The following is a 14699-nucleotide window of genomic DNA, read 5'->3' on the forward strand; positions in this document are numbered from 1 at the left end:
TATGAACAAAGATGATGATTTCCATCCGGGACATGAACAAAAACACAGCCGGAGCATCATGCGCTCCGGCTGTGTATACATTATACTTCCATAATGATCGGAATGATCATCGGCTTGCGTTTTGTTTTTTCATAAAGGAATTGATTCAGCGCATCACGCATTGCCTGTTTCAGCGTGGACCATTCTACGGCAGATGTTTCTGTCGCTTCAGTCACGATAGAGCGGACGAGCTCAGTAGCTTGTACAATTAAACCTTCTGATTCTCTGACATACACGAAACCGCGCGTAATGATCTCAGGACCTGATACGAGGTTCTTTTTCTGCTTATCGAGTGAAATCACGACGATGAGAATGCCGTCTTGTGACAATAAGCGGCGGTCTCTCAGCACGATGTTGCCGATGTCGCCGACACCGAGGCCGTCAATCAGAACGTTTCCGTACGTGACTTTATCCCCGATTTTTACATTCTGTCCGCGGAATTCAACGACGTCACCTTTTTCAATCAAGAAAATGTCGCTGCGTTTCATGCCGATCTCTTCTGCGATTTTGGAATGCGCTTTTTGCATTCTGAATTCACCGTTAACCGGAATTAAATATTTCGGTTTCAGCAAATTAAGCATGAGTTTCAATTCTTCCTGCGAACCGTGACCGGACACATGCACGCGTTTTTGGGCGAAAATGACTTGAGCGCCGGCGCGGGCAAGCAGGTTGACGGTTTTGGAATATATCAATTCATGCCCCGGAATCGGTGTTGATGCAATGACAACGGTGTCTCCTTCTTCAATGTTAAGCTGCTTGTGCGCCTGCTTAGCCATCCGCGTAAGAGCGGCCAGCGGCTCACCATGGCTTCCGGCTGTAACAATTGCCACTTCCCGCTTCGGATATTTTTTCACATCCTGTACAGGAATAAACATTTCATCTTCGGCTTCAATATAGCCGAGCTTGCGCCCCAGCTGAAGCACGTTTTGCAGATTTTTTCCGGCGATTGCAAGTTTGCGGCCGTTCTGGACGGCAGCCTGTATCACTTGCTGGATCCGGTTGATATTAGACGCGAATACAGCAATGATGACACGGTTTTCTGAATTGTTCATCGCATCGGCAATTTCACCGCTTACATATGCTTCTGACGGAGTATATCCCGGGCGCTCCGCATTGGCGCTGTCAGAAAGCAGGGCGAGCACGCCGCTGTTTCCGATTTTGGCAATTTCGCCAATATCACATGATTGGTGATAAGCAGGCGTCTGGTCAAATTTGAAGTCTCCCGTGCATACAATAGAGCCAAGTGATGTTTTGAAGCTGACTCCCACTGAATCCGGAATACTGTGAATCGTTTTAAAGAACGATACTTTCGTTGTTTCAAATGTAATGACTGATTTAGAATGAACTTCACGCAAATCAGCTTTTCGATTATGCCCGTACTGCTTGAGTTTTTCTCTCAGTAATGCAAGCGTAAGCTTCGTTCCGTATACCGGCACCGACAGCTTGTTCAATAAATAAAAGACGCCCCCGATGTTTTCATCGTGCCCGTGTGTCAGAAAGATGGCCTTCACGCGGTCAGCCCGTTCTACTAAGTAGGAAATATCCGGAATGACGACATCAATACCGAGCATTTCATTTTCAGGGTGCATCAGCCCTGCATCCACTACAAATATGTCTGAGTCAATTTCAATGACATATAGGTTCTTCCCAATTTCTCCAACGCCGCCAAGGGCGATAATTCTGACGTTTTCTGTATTTTTCTTTTTCAAAATCTGTATCCTCCTAGTCTCATACCCGTCCATCATCACTTGTTCCTATTATAACTGATATCAATTTTAGAAAACAAGAAGAAGCGGAAGGTTTAGGGAAAACCAATATGTATACAAAACGGTCAAACTCACGATAAAAATGAGAATGACCGCGTATTTTAACTGTATAAATTTTTTCTTACAGTTCGCTGATGACGCTGCTCAGGCTCAGACGTTCATCTTCATTCAGCGGGATAAGAGGAAGACGCACAGATCCGACATCAAGGCCTTTCAGCTGTAGCGCCGTTTTGACCGGAGCCGGATTAGGCGCTTTAAAGAGCTCCTTCATGATCGGCAGAAGCTTCTGATGAATCAGTGCCGCGGTTGCCGTCTGCCCGTTTGTATAGTTTTTAATCATCTGCTGCATGTCAGAACCTACGATATGGCTGGCCACTGACACGACTCCTCTTCCGCCGACTGCGAGAATAGGAAGCGTTAACCCGTCATCACCTGAATAGACGTAAAAATCTTCCGGTGTTTCGGCAATGATTTTCGTAATGGCATCAAGATCGCCGCTCGCTTCTTTAATCGCAGAGATATTCGGAATCTCCGCAAGTCTGATGGCCGTTTCCGGCGCAAGCGAAGCGACCGTTCTGCCCGGCACGTTGTAAAGCATCACAGGAAGAGACGTTTCTTCCGCAATGGCTTTAAAATGACGGTACATCCCCTCTTGGGAAGGCTTATTATAATACGGCGTGACAAGCATAACGCAATCGACGCCGGCTTCTTCAGCTTTTTTTGTCAGTTTAATGGAGTCTTTCGTATTGTTGCTTCCCGTACCCGCAATAACAGGCACGCGTCCGTTCACTTCTTTGACTGTAAATTCAAAGAGTGCAATTTTTTCTTCCGTTGAAAGTGTCGGAGATTCGCCGGTCGTACCTGCGACGACTAAAGAATCCGTGCCGTTTTTCAACAAATAGTCGATTAATGTAGACAGTTTTTGAAAGTCTACATTCCCTTTACTGTCAAAGGGGGTAATCATCGCTGTAGATATATTTCCGACATTCATTTTTTTCACCTCATCATGATTCAATCACATTTACTTTGAAAGTTCAAACACTTCATGCAGCGCATTTACGGCCGTTACCATATCTTTTTCATGAACGAGCACCCAGATCGTCGTATGGCTGTCCGCAGATTGCAGAATCGGAATGCCTTTATCAGAAAGTGCGGAGACGATTTTTGACGTGACACCCGGAACACCCATTATCCCGGCGCCGACCGCTGACACTTTCGCACAGCTCTCCGTCACTGTCGGCTCATATCCTAATTCAGCCAAAATGCTGCGCGCGGCTTCCGTTTTACTGCCGGCTACGGTATATACGATTTCACTCGGCGTAATGTTAAAGAAATCTACGCTGATTCCGGCATTTGCCATTGCTTTAAAGACTTCAGTCTGAACGTTGTATTGCCCCATTTTGGCGGGAACCTTAAATTGCGTCACATCTTTCACATGGGCGATCCCTGTAATCAGCCGTTCGAATACATCGCTGCCGATGTTAGACGAATGATGGGACGTCACCAAAGTGCCTTTGTCTTTTGAATAAGTGGAGCGCACGCGAATGGGCACCTTTGCCTGCATGGCAATTTCCACCGCGCGCGGATGAATGACTTTCGCGCCTTGATAGGCAAGGTTGCAGATTTCCGTATATGTGACGTTCGGAAGCGGCTTAGCATTTTCCACGATTCTCGGATCGGCTGTCATAACGCCTTCCACGTCCGTAAAAATGTCGATAAACTCAGCATCAACCGCCGCTCCGAGCGCCGCTGCTGAAGTATCGCTTCCTCCTCTGCCGATCGTCGTCGTGTCGCCTTTTTCAGTCGCTCCCTGAAATCCCGCGACAACGACAGCGTCATGGCTGGCGAGTGCAGCGAAAAGCCGCTCTGTTTTCATTTCTATAATTTTGGCGTCAGTATGCTGGGCATTGGTTAAAAAGCCGGCCTGGGCTCCTGTTAAAGCTGCGGCTTTTATGCCGTTTTCCTTCAGCATGCTGGAAAAAACAACGGACGAAATCGTTTCTCCGCAAGACAGAAGCATATCCTGCTCTCTCGGAGAAATGTCGGACTGGCTGCCGTAAAGGAGCCCGATTAAAGAATCTGTCGCGTACGGGTCTCCTTTTCTTCCCATCGCCGATACGACAACGACAACTTTATAACCTTCACTGATGGCATCTTTAATGTGTGCTAGCGCAAGCTTGCGGCCTTTGTCATCTTTTACGGATGTTCCGCCGAATTTTTGAACAATGATCTTCACTATTTTCACTCCAAATTAGTCTGACGTAACAGAAGAGAGCAGGCAGAGCCTTACTCTCTTCTGTTCGCCTATAGAAAATACGTTTGTTTTATACGAGGTTCAGTTTTTGCAGGCTTTCCGCGATTTGGACTGAGTTCCAAGCGGCGCCTTTTAACAGGTTATCAGAAACAACCCACAAATGAAAACCGTTTGCTCTGTCCAAATCTTTACGGATTCTTCCTACAAATACATCGCGTTTGCCGACGCAATCAGCAGGCATCGGGTAGAGCTGCTCCGCCGGATCATCCTGAAGCGTAATACCCGGAGCTTCTTTTAAAAGCTGTTTCATATCTTCAACGGTTGCGTCATCACGGTCAAGCTCAATGTAAACAGATTCTGAATGTCCTGTTTCAATCGGCAGTCTGACACATGTCGCAGCCACTTCCAGATTCGGCATATGCATGATTTTTTTCGTTTCATTAATCATTTTCATTTCCTCAAACGTATAGCCGTTGTCTTGGAATTTATCAATTTGCGGAATGGCGTTAAATGCGATTTGATAATGCTTTTTGTCGCCTTTAACCGGCATAATGGACGGTTCTGCGGGTTCATTGTTTAAAATCGCCTTTGTCTGGCTGTACAATTCCTTCGCCGCTTCATTGCCGGCCCCGGACACAGCTTGGTAAGTAGATACAATGACTTTTTTCAAACCGTACGCTTTGCGGATCGGTTCAAGCGCAGCCACCATCTGAATCGTTGAACAGTTAGGGTTGGCGATAATGCCGTTATGTTTGTGCAGATCACCTTCGTTCACCTCAGGCACGACGAGCGGTGTATTTTCGTCCATCCGGAATGCGCTGGTATTGTCAATCACGATGGCTCCCCGTTTTACAGCCTCAGGCGCCAAGCTTTGTGATACGCTTCCGCCGGCGCTGAATAACGCGATATGAACGCCTTCGAAGCTTTCCGGAACAGCTTCCTGCACTGTATATTCTTCGCCTTTAAACGTTACTTTCGTACCAGCAGAACGCTTTGAGGATAGTAGTGTGAGTGTTTCGATTTCAAAGTTTCTGTCTTCCAGTGTTTTCAGCATTTGCTGTCCTACGGCTCCCGTCGCTCCGACAACTGCTACGTGTAATCCTCTTCCCATCTGTAAAACTCCTTCCGCCAATTAAGCATCATTTGTTGAATTGACTTTGCATTTTACGTTTTATTTTACCATAGAATAGTCACGGATTGACCGAATTTTTTTATTCCGGAATGATTTTCTGTCATCATGATATTTTATTCATGATGGTGTACGAGCACCGGCTGAACCTGCTGGTGCAAAAGAGCTTTTTCTACCGTAATCGGAAGGAGATCCATTCTGGCGACGAGCGATGTCGGTTTTTTCACGTGGTCGTCCTGGCCGAACGGGATGAAATATATGTTTTTTGCGGACATCAGCCTCATTAAATTCGTTCCGTTTAAACCGAGTCCGTCGTTTGTCGAAATTCCGAGCACGACCGGGCGGCCGTTGCGGATCGTGGCTTTCGCAGCCATAAGGACGGGGCTGTCAGTCATCGCATTTGCGAGTTTGCTCATTGAATTTCCGGTTAAGGGGGCGATGACCATGCAGTCGAGCGGAAGTTTCGGCCCGAGAGGCTCCGCTTTTACGATGGAATCAATCGCCTCAAAGCCTGTTGCTTCTTCAATTTTTCTGACCCAATCTCCCCCCTCCCCAAAGCGGGTATCGGTCGATTGAACGGTTGACGTCACGACCGGCCGGACTTCAGCTCCTTCACTGATAAGCGCCTCTATTTGCGGAAAAACTTCCTCATATGTGCAATGCGAGCCGGTTAATCCGAATCCGATTCTTTTCCCTTTCAGAGACATGGTTATTTCCCCTCTTTCTTTAAGTCTGCCAAAAGCTTGCTCAATACGTTCGCAATAATCTGTCCGGCTGTTTTCGGGGCCACAATTCCCGGAAGACCCGGAGCAAGCAGCGCTTTAATGCCTTGTTTTTCAGCATATTTGAAATCCGTTCCGCCCGGACGGGATGCTAAATCCAAAATCAAGGTCTTCGGCGTCATGCGCGATAAAACGCTTTGATTCAGAATCAAGCTCGGTACGGTGTTAATGCAGATATCAATATCATTTACATGTTCAGTAAGCTCTTCAAGCTGAAAAGGAGAAAGCCCCATTTCCATTATACGGGCCAAATGAGCCGAACTCCGCGCGCCCACTTTTACCTTCGCCCCTAACGCCGCAAACGTCCGGGCGATCGTCATACCGGTGCGCCCCATGCCGAGAACAGCGACATTTGATCCGTGAATGGTATAATCCGTATGCTGAATCGCCATCATGATTGTTCCTTCAACAGTGGGAATCGAGTTGAATATCGCGATGTCGTCCCGTTCAAATAATTTCACAAGCTTGCGGCCGGCTTCGCTGGCGATCCCCTCAAGATACGCGTTGGAGATGCCTGAATAAATGACGCAATGCTCCGGTGTCTGCTCAAGATAGCTCTGCTTTAATACCACTTCTTCATTTGAAAAAACCGTGGAAACAATGCCTTCTCCGGTCGTTGCCGATACGGGCAGGATGATACTGTCTATTTTTTGAAAGGGAATCTCATCAATTTTGCATTTGACGGTACCTGTAAAACCGTCATCCAATTGGTCAAATCCTGCAAGAAAAATATCGGCATGCTGTTCTGTCAGCTTTCTTATAATCTCAAGCTGTCTTGCGTCACCGCCAATAATCGCAATTGTCAATCCGGTTAACATCTGAAACGTTCACCTTCTTTACAGTTACTGGATCTTTTAAGTGTCATCCTCCTCTTCATCGTATGTGCAAAGAGAAAGGGCGGTGAATGTACAGCGTCTTTTTCATAAAAAAAGCACCGGCTGTATGAGCCGGTGCTTGCAAAAAAATGAATAAGATCTACTCTTCGGGAGGCGTGATCTCCCCCGGAACGTCTAAAATGATCATGTCTGACCCGATTTTTTGGATATGGTTCCAGGGGACGCGGATGTCGTGGCCTTGTTTTCGCAATCCGAACCATTTTACCGTCGGAATCAACAGCGCGGTAATTTGTCCGTCCTGTTCATTAATTTCCAAATCGGTCTGGCCGAGCACGCCGAGCCGCTCTGCCCGTTTAATGTCCACAATTTCTTTACCTGACAGTTCACTGAGCCTCATGATAGCCACCCCCTTGTACTATATGACCCGGAGCAAAAAAAAATGCCTGCCCCGTAAAGAGGCAGACTGCTTTGCCGATTAAGACGAGGCCGGCATATTGCCGGTCGGGCTGATGAGCGATAGTGCGTAATCATCCGTAAATAAGCGGCGGCTGAGGCCGTTGACGCTTTCCAGGCTGACCGCATTTAATTCAGTGATAATTTCATCCATGGTCTTATGCTTTCCGAGCAGGAGTTCGTTTTTCCCGTTCCGGCTCATTTTGCTGTTTGTGCTCTCTAAGCTGAGCATTAAGCTCCCCTTCATTTGCTCTTTGCTGTTTTCCAGCTCTTTCGGGGTGATACCGTCACGTTTTAGAACCGATAACGTTTCCTGAATGGTTTCAGACAGAAGTCCGAGCTGATTCGCGCCGGTGCCTCCGTAAATCGTCAGCATACCGCTGTCTTCATAGGAACTGTGATAGCTGTATACAGAATAGGCCAGTCCTTTATCTTCGCGCACATCCTGGAAAAGACGGCTGCTCATGCTTCCGCCCAGCACGTTGTTTAAGACGATCAAATCGTAAATGTCCGGATCTCCGACTTTCAGGCCTTTGAAACCGAGACAGAGATGCGCCTGTTCGGTGTCTTTTTTTCTGGTCAGCTTTTCATAATGAAACTCAGGCTCGCTGATGCCGCTTGCTTTGCCCTTCGCTTCGTATGTACCGAACCATTTCTCCACGTTTTTAATGAATTGTTCCGTTACATTTCCGGCGACAGAAATGACGACGCGGTCCGGCGTGTAAAAGTCATCCATATGCTGTCTGAGAGAATCGCCGTTAAATGACGAAAGCGTTTCCTCCGTCCCGAGAATCGGGTAGCCGAGCGAATGATTGCCGTATGTCGCTTTGCTCAGCAGATCGTGGACAATGTCATCCGGCGCGTCTTCATACATTTTGATTTCTTCATATACGACGTTCTTTTCTTTTTTGAGCTCATCTTCGTCAAAAGCAGAATGAAAGAACATATCAGCCAGCACATCAAGTGCGTAGTTTGCATGCTCATCCAGCACTTTGGCGTAATAGCACGTATATTCTTTTGAAGTGAAGGCATTCACTTGGCCGCCTATCCGATCGAAGGACTCTGCGATTTCCCGTGCGGACCTGGTATTTGTTCCTTTAAAAAACATATGCTCAAGAAAGTGCGAAATACCGTTTGTCTCCGGCGTTTCATGACGTGATCCCGTCCCGATCCAGACGCCGATTGCCACAGACCGCACCGTTGGATTATTCTCAAGCACAACTCTTACACCGTTTTGGCATGTATAGCGTTTTATCAAGTCTGTTCCTCCTATTCAAGACAGGCAACTGCCGCCTGCTACTTCATCAGCCTGTTTTCATCCATTAAGTCAGACACCGAGCCGAGCGCGTAGCCTTTTTCTTTGATTTTTGCAATCAGTGTATCCAGGCTTTTCGCAGTCGGATCAGTCGGATGCATTAAAATCATGGCTCCGTTATGTATTTTGCTCAATACCCTTGTTTGTAAAACAGCCGGAGACGGTTTTTGCCAGTCAATGGTGTCCACCGTCCACATGATGGTGCCCATTCCTTTTTCCGCCGCAAGGTCGACCACAGCTTTTCTGAAGCTGCCGCTTGGCGGCGCAAACCATTTCGGCTTTATGCCGAGCGTCTCGCTGATTTGTGCATTGGTTTTGTCAAGCTGTTCGGAAATGCTTCCTGAAGTCAGTTTGCTCATATCAGGGTGATTGTATGAATGATTTCCGATTTCATGTCCGTCTGCCGCTATTTTTTTCCCCAGTTCCTGATTGTTTTTCAGCCATTTCCCTTCAAGAAAGAAAGTTGCTTTGACCTGGTGCTGCTTCAGAATAGGCAGCATTTGCTCCACATATTCATTTCCCCAGGCGACATTTATCAGGAAAGCGACCATCGGTTTGTCGGGATTTCCTTTATAAATGGGTTCGGGCGCGAGAGATTCAAGATGGACTTTCGGTTTTACCTGCTCATAGACAAGGCCGTCTTCGTGAAATTCTCCGTCCTTTTTCATTTGCTTATAGGATTTTTCCACATTGACTTTTAAACCGTTATATCCCGGTATACTCTTCCATATTTTATCAATCCGCGCGTCTTGCGGCTTCACTTCATACTCTGGCGCTTTTTGCAGTAATTCTTCATAGAGCGGATCTTTTGATGCTGACACAGTTACAGCGTCTTTTTTCATTGCGTCTATGTAATCAACTGTATACGGGTTTTTTAACATTTCAAACGAAACAAAAAAAAGAAATAAAAAAACGGCAAACGGCACGAATTTTTTCAACATGTCCTTCCCCCCTCATCACACATTATGTATGAGGAGGACAAGGTAGAACCCGTCTGTTGTCTTTCTCAAAATAAAGAAGCCGGGTCTCCCAGGCTCCTTGTTAGGTTTTCATTTAAGATTGTTGTTGTTCCTGTTCTTTTTCTTTCTCTTCGCGCAGCACTGCTTTACGCGACAGATTCACTCGTCCCTGTTTGTCAATTTCAGTTACCTTCACAAGGATTTCGTCACCGATTTTCACAACATCCTCAACCTTGCCGACCCGTTCGAGCGCTAGTTCAGAGATGTGAACGAGACCGTCTTTTCCGCTGAAGATTTCAACGAAAGCGCCGAATTTCTCAATCCGTTTGACTTTACCGAGGTAAAGCTGGCCGACTTCGACTTCTCTGACAAGATCTTCGATGATTTTTTTCGCTTTATGGTTGCTGCTTTCATCAGTAGAAGAAATAAAGATGGTGCCGTCTTGTTCAATGTCAATTTTAACACCGGTATCTTCAATGATTTTGTTGATTTGTTTACCGCTCGGTCCGATAACGTCACGGATTTTATCCGGATTAATGTTCATCGTTAAAATTTTCGGCGCATATTGAGAAAGTTCTTTTCTTGATTCACCAAGCGTGCTGAGCATGCTGTTCAAGATTTCCATTCTTCCTTTTTTCGCCTGCTGAAGCGCTTCTTCAAGAATTTCTCTTGAAAGGCCTTCAATTTTAATGTCCATTTGCAGCGCTGTCACGCCTTTTTCCGTGCCGGCTACTTTAAAGTCCATGTCACCGAGGGCGTCTTCCATCCCTTGAATATCCGTTAATACCGTATAGTACTCGCCTGATTTCACAAGTCCCATCGCAATACCCGCAACAGGGGCTTTAATCGGAACACCTGCGTCCATCATGGCAAGCGTGCTCGCGCAAATGCTGGCCTGTGAAGTGGAACCGTTTGATTCAAGCACTTCGGATACGAGGCGGACCGTATACGGGAAGTCTTTTTCATTCGGAATGACCGGCTCAAGCGCACGCTCTCCAAGAGCACCGTGACCGATCTCACGGCGTCCCGGTCCGCGCATCGGGCCTGTCTCCCCTACGCTGAACTGCGGGAAGTTATAATGGTGCATAAAGCGTTTTGATTCTTCCACGCCTAAACCGTCAAGAATCTGAACGTCCCCAAGGGCGCCTAATGTACATACGCTGAGCGCCTGCGTCTGTCCTCTCGTAAACAGCCCGGAGCCGTGTGTTCTCGGCAGAAGGCCGACTTCTGAAGAAAGCGGGCGGATCTGATCAACGCCGCGGCCGTCCGGACGGACTTTTTCTTCTGTGATCAAACGGCGCACTTCGTTTTTCACGAGTTTAGACAGTGTCTGTTTCACTTTTTTAATCGTATCTTCATCATGCTCTTCTTCTTCGAATTTCGCGACAACTGCATTTTTCACTTCATTGATCGCGGCTTCGCGAGCATGTTTTTCGTGAACCTGAATGGCGCTGAGAAGATCCGGCTCCGCAAGGCTTTTTACTTTTTCGCTGAGCTCTTCGTCAATTTCATACAGTTCGATCTCTGTTTTCTCTTTGCCGACTGCTGCGACGATTTCTTCTTGGAATGCGATCAGGCGCTTAATTTCTTCGTGACCGAACATAATCGCCTCAAGCATGATTTCTTCAGGAACTTCATCCGCTCCGGCTTCCACCATGTTGATGGCGTCTTTTGTGCCTGCAACGATGAGGTTGATATCACTTTTTTCAAGCTGGTCAACCGTCGGATTGATGACGAATTTACCGTCAATGCGGCCTACCGTCACACCCGCGATCGGGCCTTCAAACGGGATATCGGAAACGCAAAGAGCGAGTGATGAACCAAACATTGCAGCCATTTCAGATGAGCAGTCCTGATCAACACTCATGACAATGCTGATGACCTGTACTTCGTTACGGAATCCGTCTGCGAAAAGCGGGCGGATCGGACGGTCGATCAGACGGCTGGCTAAAACGGCCTTTTCACTTGGACGGCCTTCTCTTTTAATAAAACCGCCCGGAATTTTACCTACTGCGTATAATCTTTCTTCATAGTTAACGGTAAGCGGGAAAAAATCTAGCGGTTTCGGTTCTTTTGATGCGGTTGCTGTGCTGAGCACTGCAGTATCGCCGTAGCGAACCATGACAGCGCCGTTTGCCTGTTTGGCAAGCTGGCCGGCTTCTACTGTAAGCTGTCTGCCGGCCCAATCTATGGTAAAGACATGTTTCTCTTGTCCCATTCGATTACGAGCTCCTCTCTTAATGTGTGAAATAATCAATTACTCCTATTATGAACGAAATGAATTGAACATATCAATGTCAAAGTAGTATGTAAAAGGATTTCATTGTTTTTTTATCATTATTTTTTTCGCTTTAATACGATAAAAAAGCGGGAATCCTCCCGCTTTTTACGATTATCGACGTAAGCCTAGTTTGTTAATTAACTCACGGTAACGAGTTACGTCTTTATTACGCAGATACGTAAGAAGATTACGACGTTTACCTACCATTTTAAGAAGACCGCGACGTGAGTGGTGATCTTTCTTGTGAGTACGCAAATGCTCGTTCAAGTTGTTAATTGAGTCTGTTAGGATAGCGATCTGAACTTCTGGAGATCCAGTATCAGATTCGTGTGTTTTGAACTCACTGATGAGTTGATTTTTACGCTCTTGAGTAATTGCCATCCTGTTTCACCTCCATATCATAATTAGCCCCAGTTACCTAGCAACCGTCGGTGACTTCGGATTGCCAAGCAATGGTTTTAAGACTACGAAACATATGATACTAAAAATCGCGCCCATATGCAAATCTTTTAGAAGAAAATTTGTGTACTTTTGATGTTTTTTCCGTTATTTGCTGAAAAAACGGATCGCTTCTTGTTTGTCTTTCCCGATCTGAGCCGTCAGTTCATCGATGCCGTTAAACTTCCGTTCGCTTCGGATTCGTTTGTACCACTCGATTTTAACGTCTTCTCCGTATACATCCTGTTGAAAATTAAACAAATGGACTTCAATTGACGGCTGATCGGGACGCTTTTCATAAAAGGTCGGTTTGTAGCCGATGTTGCAGACGCCTTCATACACCTCGCCTTTTATTTCGGCTTTCACTGCATACACGCCTGTCGGCGGCACGATATAACTGTTGTGCAGACCGACATTCGCGGTAGGAAAACCGATGGTTCGGCCTCTTTTGTCTCCGTGAATCACAGTGCCCCGGATAAAATACGGCTGGCCGAGAAGAGTGTGCGCAAGTTCAACGTCACCATCCTGCAGCGCTGACCGGATATAAGTAGAGCTGATCTTTCTGTCCTGCTCGGTCTGTTTCTCGACAGTCGTGCACCCGGCCTTGCCGTTTAAATCGTCCGGCAGCGTCTCCATCGTGCCTTTTCCGTATTTTCCGTACGTAAAATCGAAGCCTCCCACAGCGTGCCGCGCGTTTAACCCTAAAATATACTCCTCGGCAAACTGTTTTGGAGACAGAGACGCAAACGCTTCATCAAACTTTACGACATACAGCACATCAGCGCCTAAACGTCCGATCTGGCTGATTTTATCTTCAAGCGGCGTAATCAGATCCTTTGGCTCTTTGTCCCTGCCCAACACATGGGAAGGGTGGGGATGAAACGTCATAACGGCCAGCGACAGGCCTTTTTCTTCGGCAATTTGTCTGGCTGTTCCGATTACTTTCCGGTGTCCCAAATGAACGCCGTCAAAGTAGCCGAGCGCCATGACAGACGCCGGCTGCTCTTCTTTTTGTAAATGATGCGGATGAGAAATATGTATCGTCTTCACAGAACGGTCACCTTTTTTCTTATTGTTCGCTTTTTTGCATGAGCACTTTAGCCGGTTTCAGCAGTCCTTTTTTTGAAGGATGCGGCATATAAATGGCCACACATTCTCCGTCTTCAGTACAGACCGCTATACGGGCGTCAGCTGTCATTGCAGAAAATTCCGCCGGGATGTCAAACACTGACCCGTTTTCAGCTTTCTTAGCTAATGTATCACTTATGACCCATTTCGGCAAATGATTGAGCGCTCTTTCAATCGGCACGGCATGCTCTGCAACCATGCCGTCTGAAACCTGCTGTTCAAGTTCCTCAAACGTGAAACACTCATCAAGGCTGAAATCGCCGGAAGCGGTGCGGATGAGATGCGACATATGCGCGGGATAGCCGAGTTTTTCACCGATTGTCACCGCCAATGTTCTGACGTAAGTGCCCTTTGAGCACGTGACTGTAAAGCGGAATGATGCTGTGTCTTCTTTATAAGTGACAGGGGAAGTGAGCGCGATATCTTCAATCGTGATATTCCGCTTCGGCCGCTCCACTTCAATACCCGCCCTGGCGTATTCATAGAGCTTTTTCCCGTTGACCTTTACAGCGGAATACATCGGCGGCACTTGCTCCTGCGGTCCCTTCAGTTCGTCTAAAACGGCTTTGATATCCGCTTCTTTCAGCGGCTCCTTGACAGGTTTTACGCTGACCGTTTCTCCAGTCTGGTCTTCGGTCGATGTGGAGAAGCCGAGAGTGATCTCAGCATCGTACGTTTTTGACTTGTCGGTGACGTACTCAACAATCTTTGTGGCCCGTCCGACACAGATCGGCAGTACGCCTGACACTTCCGGATCAAGCGTTCCCGTATGTCCGACTTTCTTTGTTTTTAACAGTTTTCTTATTTTCATTACACAGTCGTGAGAAGTCATGCCGACCGGTTTATGTAAAAGGAGAACTCCGTTAACCATCTGTCTTTCGCTCCTTTGTTATCAATTGTATCCCGTAAAACGCAGAAAAGAGGACAGACGACACTCGCCCATCCTCTTTCCTTGTTATTCAGACGGTTTATCTGAATGCAGTTCGTGAATCAATGTTTCAATACGGTTGCCGTACTCAATTGATTCATCAAATTCAAATTCAAGCTCAGGCGTTTTACGGAGTCTGATTCGGCTGCCGATTTCGGAACGGATAAATCCTTTCGCTTTCTCAAGCCCTTTCAGCGCCTCCTCTTTCTTTTTCTCTCCGCCGAGAACGGAGATATACACCTTCGCTATTTGTAAATCACCTGAAACACGTACGTCTGTTACAGTGAGAAATCCGATTCTCGGGTCTTTCAGCTTTCGGCTGATAATATCCCCGAGCTCTTTTTTCATCTGCTCGCCGACACGGTTTGCTCTCATACTCAATTCAATCACC

General features: G+C 46.8%; 14 protein-coding genes. All 14 read right to left on the reverse strand.

The window, feature by feature from the left end; all coding sequences use genetic code 11:
• Window positions 1-80: 80 nt before the first annotated feature.
• Window positions 81-1748: a ribonuclease J2 gene (gene rnjB / locus ACWHAR_RS05915; RefSeq protein WP_032874933.1), complete on the reverse strand. Its 1668-nt coding sequence runs from the start codon at window positions 1746-1748 to the stop codon at window positions 81-83.
• Between the two features lie 178 nt (window positions 1749-1926).
• On the reverse strand, window positions 1927-2796 hold the full coding sequence (gene dapA, locus ACWHAR_RS05920; RefSeq protein WP_003154166.1) for a 4-hydroxy-tetrahydrodipicolinate synthase: 870 nt from the start codon (window positions 2794-2796) through the stop codon (window positions 1927-1929).
• A gap of 30 nt (window positions 2797-2826) precedes the next feature.
• A complete protein-coding gene (gene dapG / locus ACWHAR_RS05925; protein WP_003154168.1) occupies window positions 2827-4041 on the reverse strand; it encodes an aspartate kinase in 1215 nt (404 codons plus the stop codon).
• An 88-nt stretch (window positions 4042-4129) separates the two neighbouring features.
• Complete coding sequence (gene asd, locus ACWHAR_RS05930) at window positions 4130-5170, reverse strand: aspartate-semialdehyde dehydrogenase (RefSeq protein WP_032874931.1); 1041 nt, start codon at window positions 5168-5170, stop codon at window positions 4130-4132.
• Window positions 5171-5304: 134 nt separating this feature from the next.
• Window positions 5305-5895 (reverse strand): dipicolinate synthase subunit B, encoded by a 591-nt coding sequence (gene dpaB / locus ACWHAR_RS05935; RefSeq protein ID WP_032874929.1) that lies wholly within the window; start codon window positions 5893-5895, stop codon window positions 5305-5307.
• Between the two features lie 2 nt (window positions 5896-5897).
• On the reverse strand, window positions 5898-6788 hold the full coding sequence (gene dpaA, locus ACWHAR_RS05940; RefSeq protein ID WP_032874928.1) for a dipicolinic acid synthetase subunit A: 891 nt from the start codon (window positions 6786-6788) through the stop codon (window positions 5898-5900).
• Between the two features lie 157 nt (window positions 6789-6945).
• Window positions 6946-7203, reverse strand: a complete 258-nt coding sequence (locus ACWHAR_RS05945) for a YlmC/YmxH family sporulation protein (protein ID WP_003154176.1) — start codon at window positions 7201-7203, stop codon at window positions 6946-6948.
• A gap of 78 nt (window positions 7204-7281) precedes the next feature.
• The gene (locus tag ACWHAR_RS05950; protein WP_032874927.1) at window positions 7282-8517 is read right to left on the reverse strand and encodes a M16 family metallopeptidase; all 1236 of its coding nucleotides are present in this window, start codon (window positions 8515-8517) and stop codon (window positions 7282-7284) included.
• 38 nt (window positions 8518-8555) lie between these two features.
• Window positions 8556-9515, reverse strand: a complete 960-nt coding sequence (locus ACWHAR_RS05955; RefSeq protein ID WP_032874926.1) for a polysaccharide deacetylase family protein — start codon at window positions 9513-9515, stop codon at window positions 8556-8558.
• A 112-nt stretch (window positions 9516-9627) separates the two neighbouring features.
• Window positions 9628-11751 (reverse strand): polyribonucleotide nucleotidyltransferase, encoded by a 2124-nt coding sequence (gene pnp / locus ACWHAR_RS05960; RefSeq protein WP_032874925.1) that lies wholly within the window; start codon window positions 11749-11751, stop codon window positions 9628-9630.
• Window positions 11752-11925: 174 nt separating this feature from the next.
• Window positions 11926-12195, reverse strand: a complete 270-nt coding sequence (gene rpsO / locus ACWHAR_RS05965; RefSeq protein ID WP_003154182.1) for a 30S ribosomal protein S15 — start codon at window positions 12193-12195, stop codon at window positions 11926-11928.
• A 165-nt stretch (window positions 12196-12360) separates the two neighbouring features.
• Entirely contained in the window at window positions 12361-13302 is a 942-nt protein-coding gene (gene ribF / locus ACWHAR_RS05970; protein WP_007611467.1) for a bifunctional riboflavin kinase/FAD synthetase, read from the reverse strand.
• 19 nt (window positions 13303-13321) lie between these two features.
• On the reverse strand, window positions 13322-14251 hold the full coding sequence (gene truB / locus ACWHAR_RS05975) for a tRNA pseudouridine(55) synthase TruB (RefSeq protein WP_032874924.1): 930 nt from the start codon (window positions 14249-14251) through the stop codon (window positions 13322-13324).
• Between the two features lie 84 nt (window positions 14252-14335).
• The gene (gene rbfA / locus ACWHAR_RS05980) at window positions 14336-14689 is read right to left on the reverse strand and encodes a 30S ribosome-binding factor RbfA (RefSeq protein WP_003154185.1); all 354 of its coding nucleotides are present in this window, start codon (window positions 14687-14689) and stop codon (window positions 14336-14338) included.
• Window positions 14690-14699: the final 10 nt, after the last annotated feature.

The organism is Bacillus sp. LR--39, from assembly GCF_053613335.1.